Annotated in this window: 16 protein-coding genes and 1 tRNA gene; 3 read left to right on the top strand and 14 right to left on the bottom strand. The window is 36.4% G+C overall.

Annotation, left to right across the window (positions count from 1 at the left end; genetic code table 11):
- Positions 1-3: 3 nt before the first annotated feature.
- Complete coding sequence (locus NQ163_RS16850) at positions 4-864, bottom strand: YitT family protein (protein WP_268191510.1); 861 nt, start codon at positions 862-864, stop codon at positions 4-6.
- 92 nt (positions 865-956) lie between these two features.
- Positions 957-3,716: a leucine--tRNA ligase gene (leuS, locus tag NQ163_RS16845; RefSeq protein WP_268191509.1), complete on the bottom strand. Its 2,760-nt coding sequence runs from the start codon at positions 3,714-3,716 to the stop codon at positions 957-959.
- Positions 3,717-3,928: 212 nt separating this feature from the next.
- Here leuS and NQ163_RS16840 point away from each other — a divergent pair.
- Positions 3,929-4,002, top strand: a tRNA-Arg gene (locus NQ163_RS16840).
- 104 nt (positions 4,003-4,106) lie between these two features.
- On the opposite strand, the gene NQ163_RS16835 is transcribed toward NQ163_RS16840, so the two are convergent.
- The 10 genes from NQ163_RS16835 to NQ163_RS16790 all read right to left on the bottom strand — a co-directional run bounded on the left by NQ163_RS16835 (position 4,107) and on the right by NQ163_RS16790 (position 12,430).
- Complete coding sequence (locus NQ163_RS16835) at positions 4,107-4,580, bottom strand: ExbD/TolR family protein (RefSeq protein WP_268191508.1); 474 nt, start codon at positions 4,578-4,580, stop codon at positions 4,107-4,109.
- Positions 4,580-5,158, bottom strand: a complete 579-nt coding sequence (locus tag NQ163_RS16830) for an ExbD/TolR family protein (protein WP_268191507.1) — start codon at positions 5,156-5,158, stop codon at positions 4,580-4,582. The genes NQ163_RS16835 and NQ163_RS16830 overlap by 1 nt, the downstream gene beginning before the upstream one ends.
- Before the next feature lie 44 nt (positions 5,159-5,202).
- On the bottom strand, positions 5,203-5,652 hold the full coding sequence (locus NQ163_RS16825; RefSeq protein ID WP_268191506.1) for a hypothetical protein: 450 nt from the start codon (positions 5,650-5,652) through the stop codon (positions 5,203-5,205).
- Positions 5,653-5,661: 9 nt separating this feature from the next.
- Positions 5,662-6,471 (bottom strand): MotA/TolQ/ExbB proton channel family protein, encoded by an 810-nt coding sequence (locus tag NQ163_RS16820; RefSeq protein ID WP_268191505.1) that lies wholly within the window; start codon positions 6,469-6,471, stop codon positions 5,662-5,664.
- Positions 6,472-6,685: 214 nt separating this feature from the next.
- Complete coding sequence (locus NQ163_RS16815) at positions 6,686-7,720, bottom strand: asparaginase (RefSeq protein WP_268191504.1); 1,035 nt, start codon at positions 7,718-7,720, stop codon at positions 6,686-6,688.
- Positions 7,721-7,731: 11 nt separating this feature from the next.
- Complete coding sequence (locus tag NQ163_RS16810) at positions 7,732-8,499, bottom strand: TatD family hydrolase (protein ID WP_268191503.1); 768 nt, start codon at positions 8,497-8,499, stop codon at positions 7,732-7,734.
- Between the two features lie 122 nt (positions 8,500-8,621).
- Positions 8,622-9,956 (bottom strand): NADP-specific glutamate dehydrogenase, encoded by a 1,335-nt coding sequence (gene gdhA, locus NQ163_RS16805; protein ID WP_120241741.1) that lies wholly within the window; start codon positions 9,954-9,956, stop codon positions 8,622-8,624.
- 204 nt (positions 9,957-10,160) lie between these two features.
- Positions 10,161-11,267: a DNA-processing protein DprA gene (dprA, locus tag NQ163_RS16800; protein ID WP_268191502.1), complete on the bottom strand. Its 1,107-nt coding sequence runs from the start codon at positions 11,265-11,267 to the stop codon at positions 10,161-10,163.
- A 48-nt stretch (positions 11,268-11,315) separates the two neighbouring features.
- A complete protein-coding gene (locus tag NQ163_RS16795) occupies positions 11,316-11,906 on the bottom strand; it encodes an outer membrane beta-barrel protein (RefSeq protein ID WP_268191501.1) in 591 nt (196 codons plus the stop codon).
- A 62-nt stretch (positions 11,907-11,968) separates the two neighbouring features.
- On the bottom strand, positions 11,969-12,430 hold the full coding sequence (locus NQ163_RS16790) for a hypothetical protein (protein ID WP_268191500.1): 462 nt from the start codon (positions 12,428-12,430) through the stop codon (positions 11,969-11,971).
- 315 nt (positions 12,431-12,745) lie between these two features.
- Here NQ163_RS16790 and NQ163_RS16785 point away from each other — a divergent pair, with 315 nt between their 5' ends.
- On the top strand, positions 12,746-13,276 hold the full coding sequence (locus NQ163_RS16785) for an adenine phosphoribosyltransferase (protein ID WP_268191499.1): 531 nt from the start codon (positions 12,746-12,748) through the stop codon (positions 13,274-13,276).
- Between the two features lie 158 nt (positions 13,277-13,434).
- Entirely contained in the window at positions 13,435-14,661 is a 1,227-nt protein-coding gene (locus NQ163_RS16780) for a 3-phosphoshikimate 1-carboxyvinyltransferase (protein WP_268191498.1), read from the top strand.
- A gap of 448 nt (positions 14,662-15,109) precedes the next feature.
- Here the strand turns inward: NQ163_RS16780 and deoD are convergent, their stop codons facing one another.
- Positions 15,110-15,826: a purine-nucleoside phosphorylase gene (gene deoD / locus NQ163_RS16775; RefSeq protein ID WP_268191497.1), complete on the bottom strand. Its 717-nt coding sequence runs from the start codon at positions 15,824-15,826 to the stop codon at positions 15,110-15,112.
- Positions 15,827-16,106: 280 nt separating this feature from the next.
- On the bottom strand, positions 16,107-16,568 hold the full coding sequence (locus NQ163_RS16770; protein ID WP_268191496.1) for a nucleoside deaminase: 462 nt from the start codon (positions 16,566-16,568) through the stop codon (positions 16,107-16,109).
- Between the last annotated feature and the right edge of the window lie 79 nt (positions 16,569-16,647).

Here is a 16,647-nt window from a genome sequence, read left to right as displayed (position 1 = left end):
CTTTTATGCTCTAATTTCTTCAAAACCTAATCCGTAAACGCCCATTACACTTCCCATGGAGATAAATGCTTGTGGATCTACTTCCTTAATTACTTTAAATACGTTCTGCGTTTCATGCTTCCTAATTACAAGCATTAACATCTTGGTTTCCTCACGAGTATACCAACCTGTTGTATGCACCATAGAGAGTCCACGTCCGGTTTCTTCGCTTAATTTAGCTGCAACTTCTTCGTAGTTTTTGGAAATAATAAAAAGCTGAGCCGATTGTTTTGAACCGGAAATCATCATATCTATGGTATAAGCAGCAACGCCCATTACTACGTATCCATATACAATGGTAGAAATATCTTTAAAAAGAAAATAGGAAGATGCAATGATAAAAATATCTAAATAGAGAATGATTCTGCCAGGACTGATATTGTAATATTTGTTTACCATCATTGCAATAATATCAGTTCCTCCTGTACTTCCTCCTTGTGTAAAAGTGATTCCAATACCAGCACCGCCTAGGATTCCTCCAATAATGGTTGCCATAAATTTGTCATCTACCAGAGGTTCTGAAAATACTCTTTGTTGCAATGTTAATAAAAGGGAACCTACAACAATTCCAAATATGGTTTTTATCCCGAATTTGCTCCCAAGTACACGTAAAGCAATTAAAATTAAAAAAACATTAATTACAAGATAGGAGTACCCAACAGGAATTGTCTCACCTGATGCGTAATAAATAAGGGTCCCAATACCACCGGCACCTCCTGCTACAATTTCTGAAGGAATCAAAAATGCAGTCCATCCAAAGCTATAAACACACAAACCAAGTGTAATAATAGCATATGATTTTAATTCATTAATAGAGAATTTCATTGTAATTTAAAAATAATTCAATGTGAAGAAAAAAGGCTCCGTTTATTAGAAAAACGAAGCCTGATTATAAATTGTGCTTATTGTTTTCTACTTTATACTACTATGTTGATGATTTTTTTAGGAACGATAATTACCTTCTTAGGTGTTTTTCCATCAATCCATTTTTGAGCCTGTTCACAATTCAGGACTTCCTGTTCAATTTCATCCTTACTCATACTTAGTGACAGCTCTAGCTTAAACCTCATTTTACCATTAAATGACACTGGGTATGAATGAGTATCTTCAGCAACAAAGCTTTCATTGAATTCAGGGAAACTTGCTTTGGTTATACTATCCTTGTTGCCACATTTGTTCCACAATTCTTCTGAAATATGCGGTGCGAAAGGAGCAAGAAGCTTTAAGAAATCTTCTAGTACAGCCTTATTGTTACACTTTAAGCTACTTAATTCGTTCACACAAATCATGAAAGCAGAAATTGATGTGTTGAAAGAAAATCTTTCGATATCATCCTGAATTTTCTTGATGGTTTTGTGAAGAACTTTTAATTCATCTTTTGTAGGTTCAGCATCAGAAACTTCAAAGTTTTCACCTTTGTAGAATAATCTCCAAAGTTTCTTTAAGAATTTGTGAACACCATCAATACCATTAGTATCCCAAGGTTTGTGAGCTTCCAATGGTCCAAGGAACATTTCGTACAAACGAAGTGTGTCAGCACCATATTCTTCTACAATTACATCCGGGTTAACAACGTTGAACATCGATTTCGACATTTTTTCAACAGCCCATCCGCAGATGTATTTGTCATCTTCAAGAATAAATTCAGCATCCTTAAATTCTGGTCTCCAGGCTTTGAAAGCTTCTGTATCCAATACATCATTCTTCACGATGTTTACATCAACGTGAATTGCAGTGGTATCGTGCTCTTTTCTCAATCCATAAGAAACAAATTTGTTGGTGTTCTTAACTCTGTAAACAAAGTTCGAACGCCCTTGAATCATTCCTTGGTTGATCAATTTCTTGAAAGGCTCATCTTTGCAAACTTCGTTGATATCGAATAAGAACTTGTTCCAGAAACGTGAATAAATCAAGTGACCAGTTGCATGCTCAGTTCCACCGATATACAAGTCAACATCTTGCCAGTATTCATTTGCTTCCTTAGAAACTAGCGCATCGTTATTGCGTGGATCCATATAACGCAAATAATATGCTGATGATCCTGCAAAACCAGGCATTGTATTCAATTCAATTGGGTGACCATCTGCTGTTTTCCAATCTTTAGCACGTCCCAATGGTGGTTCCCCACTTTCAGTTGGCAAGTACTTGTCAATTTCTGGTAATTCCAAAGGCAACTGATCCATTTCCATCATGTATGGCATGTTTTCTTTGAAATACACTGGGAATGGTTCACCCCAATATCTCTGACGAGAGAAAATCGCATCTCTCAATCTATAATTTATTTTTTTCTTTCCTAAGCCTCTTGCTTCTACCTCTTCATTTGCTTTTACAATCGCATCTTTAACATCTAATCCGTTTAGGAAATCAGAGTTCATCGATTTTCCTTCCTTGGCATCATATGATTCCTCCGAAATATCACCACCAGAAACAACCTGGATGATTGGTAAATCAAAATGTTTGGCAAATGAGTAGTCACGGCTATCATGAGCAGGTACTGCCATAATAGCTCCAGTTCCATATCCAGCCAACACGTAATCGCTTACCCAAATTGGAATTTCTTCTCCTGTGAATGGGTGAATTGCATAAGCACCTGTGAACTCACCGCTAACTGTTTTTACATCAGCCAAACGTTCTCTTTCGGTTCTTTTCTTGGTAGCTTCAATATATGCATCAACTTTTTCTCTGCACTCAGTAGTGGTTAAAGTATCAACCAATTCACTTTCTGGTGCCAATACCATAAAAGTAACTCCAAAGATGGTGTCGGGACGAGTGGTGAAGATTTCCATTTTGATATCGGAATCTTTCACTCCAAAATTCACCTCTGCACCAACAGAACGACCAATCCAGTTCTTCTGAATTTCCTTCAAAGAATCTGTCCATTCCAAATTGTCAAGACCATCAAGTAATCTTTTTGCATAAGCAGATACTCGAAGTGACCATTGACGCATTTTCTTTTGAACTACTGGATGTCCTCCACGTTCGGATAAACCATCTTTTACTTCATCGTTGGCTAAAACAGTTCCTAATTCAGGACACCAGTTTACCATTGTATCCGCAAGGTAAGCCAGGCGATAATTCAAAAGAATTTCCTGCTGTGCTGTATTTGATAAAGCTTTCCATTGTTCAGCTGTAAAAATTTCAGTTTCAGAACAAGCAGCATTTACATTTGCATTTCCTTCTGCTTCGAATTTTGCTACCAATGCTGAAATTGGTTGAGCTTTTTCTGTCTCGTTATCGAAATAGTGGTTGAACATTTGAATAAATGCCCATTGTGTCCATTTGTAATATTCAGGATTACAAGTGCGCACTTCTCTGTCCCAATCGAATGAAAAGCCAATTTTATCCAATTGTTCTCTATAGCGTGTAATGTTTTGCTCTGTGGTAATTGCCGGGTGTTGCCCAGTTTGGATTGCATATTGCTCTGCAGGCAATCCGTATGCATCGTATCCCATTGGGTGGAGTACATTAAAACCTTTGAGGGTTTTGTAACGAGAATAGATATCAGATGCAATGTAACCTAGTGGGTGACCAACATGTAATCCCGCTCCTGATGGGTATGGGAACATATCAAGCACATAAAATTTTGGCTTGTCTGCATCGACATCAACCTTGTAGGTTTTATTGTCGTTCCAGTACTTCTGCCATTTTTGTTCTATTTCTTTAAATGTGTACTCCATTGTAATATTTTGATAAAATATGGTTATTTCAATGTATTCAGTCCGCAAAATTAGTAAAAGTTTATAAATAAAAGGGCTGTTTTTGAGTGAACTGATGTTATTATTAAAAATTGGTTAATAGAGGATTAGAAGAGTTATTGAAAATCAATTACAGATTGAATGTTGGAGTAGGAAAGGAGAACAAAATAATTTTTTAAATTTGTGCACACATTGGCCCGTTAGTTTAGCTGAATAGAACATCAGATTCCGGTTCTGAAGGTCACAGGTTTGAATCCTGTACGGGTCACAAAGCTTGGATGTATTTCCAAGCTTTTTTTTTATACTATACAATTCATTGCATAAAAAAAGGAGCCCTAATGGACTCCTTTTATATTTTAAGCGCGAAAATTTTTAGTTTTCGTCAGCACCTTGAAGAGCTGAATAGTTCAGCTTCAAAGCACTTGCTTTTCTTAACTCTTGTTTGATGTCAACAATGATACCCATTTTTGTGTATCTGTCAACTTTTAGAGAGGTTGTCAACTTGTTACGTAATTCTTCTTTTCTTGCTTCTCTTTCCGAAGCAATGAAAGATTGAATATCGTCAACAGTTGCAAACTGATCGTTCAGCTGGATTCTTGATTCAGTACCAAAAGTTTTTTGGTATTTTCTTAAAGGAACACCTACATGGATGTTACTTACCAAGTCCTTTTTCTCTAGCTTTGTCAATTCCTTAGCTTGTGGCTGTAGATAGCTTACGTTCAATTCTACATCACGCATGGTAGTTGATACCATGAAGAAGAATAGAAGCATAAATACGATATCAGGAAGTGACGCTGTTGAAATTTCTGGAAGTTCTTTGCCTCCTTCTTTTCTAAATTTTGACATTATCTTTTCCCTCCTACGTTTTTAGGTTCAGCCTCGGAAATTGCCATTGGGACATATTTCTTTACAGCATCTTGTTGTTCTTTATCCAACTCACTGTAAACTTTTCCCCATTTAGACATTGCTTTTTCGTCTTTTAATTCACGAGCAGCAATGGCTAGCTCATCCTGAACTCTAATATACATTTCGTAACTCGTACCGCGGTCGTTCTGCAATGAAACCAATCCTTTCGAAACCATAACATCTCCAAAATATGGAACTGTTTTAACTTGTTTTTCAGGAAGTTCATCACTATTGTTTGGATTCAGGATAAACTCTTTGGTTTTTTCACGCAATTGTGAAATGTCCAAAAGTTCACCATTCACCAACAACTCATCGTTACGGTTTACCAATATCGCTAAAACATTACGTTTTTTTACCTTAATATCTTCTGGTGTTTCTTGTTTTTCAGGGATAGGAGGTAACTTTTTATAGATACCAGTATCCACATCCATAGTAGTTGATACCAAGAAGAAAATCAGCAACAAGAATGCAATATCGGCCATCGAACTTGAGTTAATCTCTGGTGTTTTTCTTGCCATAATAAAGGTATTGCGATCCGAATCCGTAAATTCGGATCATATTCTTAACGTAATCTTCTAATAATTTCAGTAACTACAATTGAAGCTACAGTTCCTATACCTAAGATGTACATAGTGTAAAGTACTGTGTCTGCAAATTGAAGTGAAGCAGGGTTGTTGTCAGTACCTGTATAACCTGGTAGGTCTAACAAAGTAGCGTCTGACATGCTGTATGATACAAGGACTACTAATCCAAGTACTACTAATCCCATCAAACCTTTAAGAGCTCCTTTAGGGTTAACAACGATCTGAACGATTGGGAATAGAATTGATAATGCAGCTGATGCAATAAACAATACTTTAGCCCAGTTGATCAAAAGATCAGTGTAAACTGGAGTTGTGTGTGCTTGGTTTGGGATTTCTCCACCTAAGTAAAACATGATCACAAAAATAGCTGTTAGACCAATCATTACATAGGTAAGAATATTTAAATATTTACTCAATGTATTTGACATAGTCTATAATTATTTTTTCATGTTGTATTTTACAAGGATATCTAGAAGAGAGATTGAAGCATCTTCCATGTTGTTTACAATACTGTCAACTTTAGCAGTACAGTAGTTGTAGAATACTTGAAGGATCATTGCTACGATCAAACCAGATACAGTTGTAATCAAAGCGATTTTAATACCACCTGCTACAGCTGCTGGAGAAATAGTACCCATAGACTGAATTGAGTCGAAAGCGTCAATCATACCGATTACAGTACCCATAAATCCTAACATAGGAGCCAAACCGATCATCAAACCAATCCAAGAAAGACCTTTTTCTAATAGACCCATTTGAACTGATCCGTAAGAAACAACTGATTTTTCTACTACTTCAATACCTTCGTCGATACGGTCAAGACCTTGGTAGAAAATGCTTGCGATAGGACCACGAGTATTTCTACAAACTTCTTTAGCAGCTTCAACACCACCGTTGTTTAATGCATCTTCAAGGTTAGCAATTAATTTCTTAGTGTTTGTAGTTGAAAGGTTCAAGTAAATGATTCTTTCAATTGACAAAGCAAGACCTAAGATAAGAGCTAGCAATACGAAGCTCATAAACATTGCACCACCTTGGATGAATTGCTTCTTAACAACTTTGTGGAAAGATGTGCTTTCGATAGCTTCTTCTTCCAAAACTGGAGCTGCAGGCTCTTCAACAGTCGTTTCTTCTGCAACCTGAGTTGTGTCTACAGTTTCTGCTGTCTCATCCTGAGCAACTGCATAAGATGATGCTCCTAAGCTTAGCATCCCGATAACTGCTATAAATGCAAATAACTTTTTCATAGTCTGTTTTTCAAATTTTAATTAACGAAATTATTTTTTACAAAATTAAACGATTGCGATCTCATACACAACTAATTCCTTAGTTGTTTGTGTATTATTCTTTAAAACTATTCTGTTTTTAATGCTTTCAACAACCTTCGATTAGGTATTTATGTAATATAGAAAGCTTTAAACAGTGCACCAAATTACAAAAAAAATGTGAAAAACAAATATTCTATTGGCTTAATTCGCCCTTTAGAGATTTATTTAAAAGCAATTTGGTTTGTTCCATGTCAAGCTTTTTACCTAAGATGAACATGAGTTTGCCAATTGCAGCCTCAGTAGTGATGTCGTGTCCGCTTACTACACCTGCCTTAAGTAGTTCTAAACTTGTTTCATACAAGCCCATTTCAACACTTCCTGCTGCGCATTGAGTAATGTTGTAGACTACAATTCCTCTGTTGATAGCCTCTTTAATGGAGTCGATAAACCATTTATCGGTTGGAGCATTGCCTGCACCATAAGTTTCCATTACAACTCCTTTTAATCCTTCTATATTTAAAATGGAATCGACAACCTGTTTATTGATTCCAGGAAAGATTTTTAAAATCGCAATGTTGGTATCAAACTCAGTGCTAATTTCAAGTTGTTTTGGATGACTTGGATAATGGATTGCGGAATAATTGTAATTGATATTGATTCCGATTTTTGCCAAATCAGGATAGTTGTATGAGTAGAATGCATTAAAATGTTCTGCATTGTGTTTTGTGGTTCGGTTTCCTCTGAACAATTGGTTCTCGAAAACAATACAAACCTCAGGTACCATTGCTTGTCCATTTTTGTATGCTGCTGCTATCTCAATAGCAGTTATCAGGTTTTCTTTACCGTCGGTTCTTAATGTGCCTATTGGAAGTTGCGATCCGGTTAAGATTACTGGTTTCTGCAAGTTGTCAAGCATGAAGCTTAATGCAGATGCGGTAAAAGACATCGTATCTGTCCCATGAAGAACCACAAATCCGTCATAGTTGTTATAGTTCTCCTTAATCAGTTCTGCAATTTTTATCCAAACTTCAGGATTTAAATTTGAAGAATCGATTAATGGGTCAAAGGCAATGGAAGTAAGTTCGTATCCGAACTCTTTTAATTCCGGAACTTGTTTTAGGATGTGATCGAAATCAAATGGGATTAGCGAACCTGTTTCAGGATCGTTTACCATACCGATTGTACCTCCGGTATATAATATAAGAATAGAAGTTTGTTTTTTGTCCATTGAGAGAGGTATTATAAGTTGAACAAATTTCTTGCATTGTGGCTGGTTATTTCTGCCACCCTTTCTATTTTGGTTTGATAAATTTCTGCTATTTTTTGTGCGGTGTACTTTAGGTATGAGCTTTCGTTTCGTTTTCCTCTTTTGGGAACAGGAGCCAGGTAAGGAGCATCAGTTTCCAGTATTAACTTTTCAAGAGGTACTTCAGCAAGGGTTTTGTCTAAACCTGAATTTTTAAAAGTTACGATGCCATTTATACCAAGTAAAAAACCCAATTCCATAGCTTTGTTTGCTTGCTCAAGATTTCCTGAGAAACTATGGAATACTCCCTTTAAGTTTGTATTCTTATAATTCTCTAAAATCTCAAATATTTCACCGAAAGATTCCCTGGAATGAATTACGATTGGCAGGTTCAATTTTAAAGCCCAATTGATTTGAGTATCGAATGCAATTTGTTGTTCTTTTACAAATGTTTTATCCCAATACAAATCAATTCCAATTTCACCGATTGCACAGTATTTCCTCGAATCTAACCAATTTTTGCAAATGTCTAATTCATTCTGATAATTCTCCTTTACCGATGTTGGATGTAAGCCCATCATGGGAATACAATATCCCGGAAACATTTTTTCCAAAGAGTGCATTGGGTCAATTGATTCAGAATCGATGTTTGGTAAAAGTATTTTTTCAACTCCTGCCTCTTTCGAATTTTCAATGATTTGATGAATGTCACCATTAAAATCTTCTGAATAAATATGTGAATGTGTATCGATTAGATTCATGTTTTTACTTTTTGTGCAAACTTATTGAATCGCACTAGGAATACAAAAGGAAATGGAACAGAAATTAGTTAAAAAAAAAGCCGGCAGAGCCGGCTTTTTTATATATTAGGCGTGATTGTATATTAAACGCAACCTTGAGCTAGCATAGCTTCAGCAACTTTAACGAATCCACCAACGTTAGCACCTTTAACGTAGTTGATGTGACCGTTTTCTTTACCGAAACGTACACAAGTATCGTGAATATCTTTCATGATACGACCCAATTTCTCATCAACTTCTTCAGCTGACCAGTTGTAACGCATAGAGTTTTGAGACATTTCTAAACCAGAAACAGCTACACCACCAGCATTAGCAGCTTTACCAGGAGCGAATGCGCAATTTTCTACCAAGTAGATCATAGCTTCAGCAGTACAACCCATGTTAGAAGTTTCTACTACATACTTACATCCGTTTTCAACCAATAGCTTAGCATCTTCTTCGTTCAATTCGTTTTGAATTGCACAAGGGAAAGCTAGGTCAACTTTACATTCCCAAGGTTTTTTACCAGGGAAGAACTCAGCACCGAATTTTTCAGCGTAAGGAGCAACAACGTCGTTGTTAGAAGCTCTAAGATCCAATAAGTATTCAATCTTTTCAGCATCTAAACCTTCTTTGTCGTATACATATCCGTCAGGACCTGAAACTGTAACAACTTTAGCACCTAGCTCAACCAATTTAAGAGCAGCACCCCAAGTTACGTTACCGAATCCTGAAAGAGCAACAGTTTTTCCTTTGAAATCTTCGTTGTTTTCAGCCAACATGTGTTGAGCGAAGTATACAGCACCAAAACCAGTAGCTTCAGGACGAATTAATGATCCACCGTACTCAAGACCTTTACCAGTTAATACACCAGTAAACTCGTTACGGATTCTCTTGTACTGTCCGAATAGGTATCCGATCTCGCGACCACCTACACCTATATCACCTGCTGGTACGTCAGTGTTAGGACCAATGTGCTTGCAAAGCTCAGTCATGAAGCTTTGGCAGAAGCGCATGATTTCGTTATCTGATCTTCCTTTAGCGTTGAAGTCTGAACCACCTTTACCACCACCCATAGGTAGAGTAGTTAATGAATTCTTGAAAGTTTGCTCGAAACCTAAGAATTTCAAAGCACTTAACGTTACAGAAGGGTGGAAACGTAAACCACCTTTGTAAGGTCCAATTGCACTATTGAATTCAACGCGGTAACCACGGTTGATTTCAACTTCACCGTTATCGTTGATCCATGGTACGCGGAACATGATTACGCGCTCAGGCTCACACATTTTTTCAAGAATCTTTGCAGCTTTATACTTAGGATTTGCATCATAAGTATCCCAAACTGTTTCTACTACTTCTTGTACTGCCTGATGGAACTCAGCTTCACCTGGAGTTTTAGCCTTAAGGCTATCCATGAATTCAATTATTTTTGCTTCCATATCCAAACTTGTTATGAAATTAAAATTGTTTGTTGTGTTTTAATTATTAGTTCTTGGTGTCAAATGTATACAAATTTTAATAATCACAAATTAAAAGCTGATTTTTTTTACAACGTTTTCGTAAAAATTAAAACGCAGGAAATCAGACAGATATAAAGGTGTGATTTCTGTTCTACAACATGAAACCATAAAAATTGACAATTTTCAGGAATTTAGGGAGTAGATTTTTCCCGGATGTGACTTCACCATGCCATCAAATTCTAATTTTAAGAGCAAACTTGACACCTTACTCATCGGAAATGAACTCTTCAAACAAATCAAATCTATCGGTGTTTTTTCCAGATCTCGAAGTGCTGATATTATTTGTTCTTCCTCTTTTGTGAGCTCTACAAAAAGTTTCGTTTGAATTTCCTTTGCTTTTTTGGTTTCATCGTCCCAAGCTAGGATATACTCCAGGTCTTTGATGTTTTCGATTAAGTGAGCCTGGTTGGTTTTTATGAGAAAATTACAACCTTCGGAATATTTGTCGCTTATTCTTCCGGGAAAAGCAAATACATCTCTATTGTATGAATTGGCAATATTAGCAGTAACCAACGAACCGCCCTTTCTTGCAGATTCTATTACTATGGTTGCATCCGACATTCCTGCAATTATTCGGTTACGTCGGACAAAGTGTTTGGGGTCGAATTTGCTGTTTGAGGTGAATTCACTAACAATTGCTCCGCCTTTATGGATGATTTCCTCGGCATAGTTTCTGTGCTGAGCAGGATACATTTGCTGAAAACCGTGACCAATAGCGGCAATTGTAGGAAGTTGATATTGCATGGCAGCTTTGTGTGCGCAAATGTCAATGCCATAAGCCAGACCACTAATTATTGTAGTTTTTATCGATTTTTCTGATAGATCCTTAACCAGTTTGGTGCATTGTTCTTTTCCGTAATCGCTGGCATTTCTTGTGCCAACGATGCTGATGTTTCTGCTGGCATTGAAATCTGCATTACCTTTATAATATAGCGTGCAAGGCGAATCGGAACAATTAAGAAGTCTTTGTGGATAATCGGCATCTAAGTAGAATGCTATTTGAATTTCATTCTGCTCGATAAATTTGAGCTCCTCTTCGGCTTGAAGAAGAGCTGCTTCTCGATCGAGCTTTTGAATAAAAGCCTGACCTATTCCCGGAATTTTCAGAAGATTTTGTTTCTTCTCAGAAAAGAAAGCTTCTATACTGCCAGTGTAAGCAATGGCTTTTTTAATATTAACAGGTCCAAAACCATTGATAAAACTTACTGCAATTTTGTATATTCTATCCATACCTTATTAATAGGAGTACTACAATCTGGATATGAATTTACAAAAGATTTATAAAGTAAATGATGTTCCGATGGTTAAAAATCCGGCATTAGCCCAGCCTATTTCTGTAAATAATCCAAATTGATTTGAAAAATGATAGCGTGCACCTAGCACAACTCCCAGGTCAAACAACAAATCATTTGATGAGTTGTGAGAGTATACTGGATTTGAACTGGCATTGGGACTTGTGTTTTCATATTTCTTGTGCTCCAAAGAAATGCCTGCTTTTACCGATGTGTACAGGTCAACATCATATCCTGTCGAGATATTCATATCCGATAACCAATCATTCAATTCATAAGTAAGTACACTTCCCAACCTGTAATAATTGTAATTGGTTTCGCTGTGGCCAAAATCGTATTCATGTTTCTGTCCGGCATAACCAATGTATGCACCTATGCTAAAATTGTCCTGCCACTCTTTTTCAAGCTGTATTAAAATAGAAGGATAGTTGCTTTCATTGGATCCTGCAAACTTGTGATCGAACTTGCCATACTTGCCTAAAGGAATTCCTATATTAAGGCGTAAATCGTTGTTTTGAGCAAAAGTGCTTAAAGATAATGTACATAGCAAAATTGCTACTAGTGTTTTAATTTTCATTCCTAATAGTATTTGTTAATGGTATGGCTAACGCTTAATATATAATTATAGTATGCTCTTAATTATTTATTCAAGCTGTTTCGGGATAGGGATTCAATTAATTTCTTTCTTTCAGTTTTGGAAAGTGCAGACAAACAAACCGATGGATATTTTGCAATGCCTTTTTCGGTTAATTGATATAGTGTAACAATTGGTTTAAGTCCAAATGTTTTTGTCTCCAAATCGTACTTGGCAAGACAATTCCTGGGAATCTCTATGGATTTAAAATTATCATGAAAGGGATGAAGAGGATAGTATCGAAGAATGATTTTATCATCGCCTTCCTTATATATGATGAAATTAAAATTCAGATGAAATGAAAAGATAATTACCGAAATAACAGATGCACTTATGATTCCGATTACCTGGTATGGTTTGCTGATGTTTAAATACAACAAAAGAATCACTGAAGCTAAAAAAAGGAATATTAATAAATAGTAGGCTAGTTTAATCCAGCTTGCGCGATTTTGATTGTTTATTGTCATGGCATGTGTGTAAAATTCCATATCAAAGGTAAAAACTAATGGATATATTCGACAAGAACTGATCGAAAATATCTTTCCAAATGTGATTGATAGTCTTTATTGAACTATCTGTAAAAAGATTGTGCGATTTTTGCAATTTAGAATGTTTATTTAAACGGACTTTTTTATTTTTACCCGGAATTATCCCACACTTTATCAAGTAAATATTTTGAATAATTAAGTGATGAGGGGGTGAATATTCCACTTCTTCCGAATTGTTGCGCCTTTTAGCCAACTCGGATTTGTGTTTTTTACACCTGGAAAAATAAATTAATAATGGAAGCAAGACTTCAAGAAGCAAAAGATTCAATCAGAGATGTGATTGACTTCCCAAAGGAAGGAATCGTTTTTAAGGATATTACTACAATGTTGAAAGATGAAAAGCATTTGGCAACATTGGTAGAAACATTATACGAGCAATATAAAGACAAAGGAATTACCAAGGTAGTAGGGTTAGAGAGTAGAGGTTTTATTTTGGGAACTGTGTTGGCTTACAAATTAAATGCTGGATTTGTACCAATTCGTAAACCAGGTAAATTGCCTGCTGCAACTTATTCTGAAAAATATACTTTAGAGTATGGCGAGGATGAAATTCACATTCACCAGGATGCTTTAAGTGAAGATGATGTTGTTTTGTTGCATGACGATTTGTTGGCAACAGGAGGTACAGCAGCAGCTTCTATCAAGCTACTTGCAAAATGTGGTGTGAACAAGGCTTTTGTAAATTTCCTTGTGGAGCTTGACTTTTTAAAAGGTCGCGATAAGCTAAATACGAATTTCGAAGTAGATTCTTTATTCCACTTTTAAAGGATTTTACTTTTAATGATATGTTGGCCAACAATCGTTCATAATTGTTGGCCTATTTTTGTATAAGCATATAAATTTCTCTGTGATCCATTCGAGAACAGAGAAATGTTTAACTTCCGATTTAAAATTAATCGGTGTAACTATCAAACCAAAAGACCATGCAATATTCCATTTCTAAAACCAATAAAGTTCTGGAAGGAAGAGTTGTACTTCCATCGTCGAAAAGTATTTCGAATCGAGTGCAGATAATTAATGCTTTAAGCAATAGTTTCGAGCCCATTAAAAACCTATCGGATTGTGATGATTCGAGAGTAATGCAAAATATTTTATTCTCGAATACCAATACTTTTGATGTAGGTCATGCCGGAACAAGCATGCGTTTTTTGACTGCCTATTTGTCGAAAATTGTTGGAGAATGGACTTTAACAGGATCTGATAGAATGAAAGAACGCCCTATTGGTGTTTTGGTGGATGCATTAAATTCGTTGGGAGCTCAAATTTCCTACTTGGAGAAAGAAGGATATCCGCCTTTAAAGATTTTTGGATCAAATATCACTGGTAAAGAAGTAGAGCTGAAAGGCGATACCAGTTCGCAATACATATCGGCACTTTTACTAATTGCGCCAACATTGGAAAATGGATTGCGCATTAAATTAAAAGGTGATTTGGTTTCACGATCCTACATCGAAATGACTCTGAATATAATGGAAGAGTTTGGTGTAAAATCGGAATTTAAAGGACAGGAGATATTTGTTGCCAAACAAGCTTACCAAAGAATTCCGTATACGGTTGAAGGCGATTGGTCAGGAGCATCATACTGGTGGTCGTTTATGGCTTTGGCAGCTGAAGGGAAATTGTACCTGGATGGATTGAGAAGAAGAAGTTTCCAGGGAGATTCGGGTTTGGTGCCTGTGTTCGAAAAGTTGGGTGTGAAAACACAATTCTCGAAACGAGGCATGTTTATAGAAAAGAAGGAGAGCGATTGCAAAAAGTTGGTGTATGATTTCTTGCAAATGCCAGATTTGGCTCAGACTTTTGCCGTGTGTTCCTGTTTAAAAGGAATTCCTTTTCACTTTAAAGGACTAGAGACTTTAAAGATTAAAGAAACCGATAGAATTCATGCTTTAATTACCGAGTTGGGCAAATTGGGATATGTGCTTCATGAGCCAGCAGAAGGTGAGTTGGCCTGGGATGGAGAGCGAAAAGAGGAGGATGAGAAAATTGTGATCGAAACCTATCACGACCATAGAATGGCCATGGCATTTGCTCCGGTTGCCATCTTACGCAAGGATGTTTTGATAGACGATCCACAAGTGGTGAAAAAATCTTACCCTGAATTTTGGGAACAGCTACAGGAATTGGGATTTGCTGTTGAAGAGAAGTAAATCTGATAATTATATTTTCTAGTAATTCAGAGGGTGACTAACTTACAAAATGTAAATCGTCACCCTTTGATTTTTATAAGCAAAGTGGTATTACTTCACCCATTTGAAAACTAAGAAAATATTCAAGCAATTTGTAATAATTAACCCACTCACAATTTATGAACTGCACCTTAAATCTTGTGTTCAACTTTTGAGGTGCAGTGCACTTTGGACATGGTTTTTTTTGGGGAAGGCCGATGATGCTGGAGTTCTCCACTGTTTTGGTGAAATCCCGATAGGAGAGGAGTGAAATAATACTTTATCTCTATATAATGCAGTAGAAAAATACCTAAATCTGCGAAAATTCGTAAAAATCCGCGTCATTCGCGTTCTATACGGTTCTATAAAAAAAGAAAGAGGAGCCCCGATAGCCCCTCCATTCCGTACATTAAAATGTATCTGATCTAAATTATTGCCTAATTGCAGTTTCCAAACCAATTTCAATCATTGTGTTCAAAGTGGTTTGACGCTCATCAGCACTTGTTTCTTCTCCTGTAAGGATGTGATCGCTTACAGTCATAATTGCCAATGCTTTTGCGTTATGACGAGCAGCCAATGTATACAAAGCAGTAGCTTCCATTTCTACAGCTAATACTCCATAATCTGCCCATAGTTTAAATGGTTCAGGATTGTTGTCAAGGTCGTGATAGAAAATATCAGAAGTTAAAGTTGATCCAACTTTTACATTCACACCTTTTTCAACAGCAGCTTTGTGCGCATCGCTTAACAAGCCAAAGTCAGCACAAGGAGCATAATCCATACCTCTAAACAAATTCTTGTTAATTGAAGAATCGGTACATGATGTCATCGATAAAATTACGTCGCGTACGTGAACATCTTTGTTGAATGAACCACAAGTTCCAATTCTAATCAAGTTTTTTACACCATATTGGTTGATTAACTCATGAGTGTAAATAGAGATTGATGGAACTCCCATTCCTGTTCCTTGAACCGAAATTCTTTTTCCTTTATAGGTTCCGGTAAATCCAAGCATGTTTCTTACTTGGTTGTAGCATACTACATCTTCCAGAAAGTTATCAGCAATATATTTTGCTCTTAGTGGATCGCCTGGTAAAAGTATAGTTTCGGCAATTTCGCCCATTTTTGCTTCGTTGTGTGCACTCATGGTATCCTTTTTTTAATAATTACTAATAAAGATAATATTTTTACGTATACAATTAATTATACCGCAATTAATATTGCGCTTTACTCGCTTTCTAAAAAAAGAGAATGGATTATAAAATGGATTGGACGGTAGTATGCTTTTCGTCTTTAAGGCAGATGAAATTATTGCTAACAAAATCTGCTTAAAAATTTAAAGCCGAGCACAAAAGTAATCTTTTTTTGTAAAAAAATAATTCTGATTTGATTTTTTTTACATCGCTTTTGCGATGAATTTATTAAGGCTAATTTCTTTTTTTTGAGAAAAAGCTTTTAATGAGTTCTGAGCTTTCTTCTTCCAATATTCCTGATGTCACTTCGGTTCTTGGATGCAAGGGAGAAGGCGTAAATCTTGTGAAGCCTCTTTTTTCATCGCCAGCACCATAAACAATTCGGGTGATTTGCGACCAGGCCAAAGCACCTGCACACATGTTGCAAGGTTCCAACGTAACGTAAAGGGTGCAATCTTTTAAATATTTACCGCCCAAATAATTTGCAGCCGAAGTAATGGCTTGCATTTCGGCATGTGCAGTTACGTCGTTCAATCGCTCGGTTAAGTTGTGCGAACGGGCAATTATTCTATTGTTACTAACGATTACAGCACCTACAGGGATTTCATCTTCTTCGAAAGCTTTGTAGGCTTCCTGCATGGCTTGTTTCATAAAATATTCATCGGAGAATGGAGTAATTGTATCGTTCGAATTCATAAATAATCTTTTTTATAAATCTGTTAATGAAAGCTGTTCTGTTTCACAAATTGTTAGTATTTTCGCAAAGTTAACAAAA

It is taken from the genome of Marinifilum sp. D737 (assembly GCF_026672275.1).
In the GTDB taxonomy this organism is placed as follows: domain Bacteria; phylum Bacteroidota; class Bacteroidia; order Bacteroidales; family Marinifilaceae; genus Marinifilum.
This window is presented reverse-complemented; position numbering and strand designations above follow the sequence as displayed.

What these genes read in the sequence shown, in the direction of transcription:
- NQ163_RS16850 (WP_268191510.1), bottom strand. Translation starts at nt 864, where the DNA reads ATGAAATTCTCTATTAATGAATTAAAATCATATGCTATTATTACACTT.
- leuS (WP_268191509.1), bottom strand. Translation starts at nt 3,716, where the DNA reads ATGGAGTACACATTTAAAGAAATAGAACAAAAATGGCAGAAGTACTGG.
- NQ163_RS16835 (WP_268191508.1), bottom strand. Translation starts at nt 4,580, where the DNA reads ATGTCAAAATTTAGAAAAGAAGGAGGCAAAGAACTTCCAGAAATTTCA.
- NQ163_RS16830 (WP_268191507.1), bottom strand. Translation starts at nt 5,158, where the DNA reads ATGGCAAGAAAAACACCAGAGATTAACTCAAGTTCGATGGCCGATATT.
- NQ163_RS16825 (WP_268191506.1), bottom strand. Translation starts at nt 5,652, where the DNA reads ATGTCAAATACATTGAGTAAATATTTAAATATTCTTACCTATGTAATG.
- NQ163_RS16820 (WP_268191505.1), bottom strand. Translation starts at nt 6,471, where the DNA reads ATGAAAAAGTTATTTGCATTTATAGCAGTTATCGGGATGCTAAGCTTA.
- NQ163_RS16815 (WP_268191504.1), bottom strand. Translation starts at nt 7,720, where the DNA reads ATGGACAAAAAACAAACTTCTATTCTTATATTATATACCGGAGGTACA.
- NQ163_RS16810 (WP_268191503.1), bottom strand. Translation starts at nt 8,499, where the DNA reads ATGAATCTAATCGATACACATTCACATATTTATTCAGAAGATTTTAAT.
- gdhA (WP_120241741.1), bottom strand. Translation starts at nt 9,956, where the DNA reads ATGGAAGCAAAAATAATTGAATTCATGGATAGCCTTAAGGCTAAAACT.
- dprA (WP_268191502.1), bottom strand. Translation starts at nt 11,267, where the DNA reads ATGGATAGAATATACAAAATTGCAGTAAGTTTTATCAATGGTTTTGGA.
- NQ163_RS16795 (WP_268191501.1), bottom strand. Translation starts at nt 11,906, where the DNA reads ATGAAAATTAAAACACTAGTAGCAATTTTGCTATGTACATTATCTTTA.
- NQ163_RS16790 (WP_268191500.1), bottom strand. Translation starts at nt 12,430, where the DNA reads ATGACAATAAACAATCAAAATCGCGCAAGCTGGATTAAACTAGCCTAC.
- NQ163_RS16785 (WP_268191499.1), top strand. Translation starts at nt 12,746, where the DNA reads ATGGAAGCAAGACTTCAAGAAGCAAAAGATTCAATCAGAGATGTGATT.
- NQ163_RS16780 (WP_268191498.1), top strand. Translation starts at nt 13,435, where the DNA reads ATGCAATATTCCATTTCTAAAACCAATAAAGTTCTGGAAGGAAGAGTT.
- deoD (WP_268191497.1), bottom strand. Translation starts at nt 15,826, where the DNA reads ATGAGTGCACACAACGAAGCAAAAATGGGCGAAATTGCCGAAACTATA.
- NQ163_RS16770 (WP_268191496.1), bottom strand. Translation starts at nt 16,568, where the DNA reads ATGAATTCGAACGATACAATTACTCCATTCTCCGATGAATATTTTATG.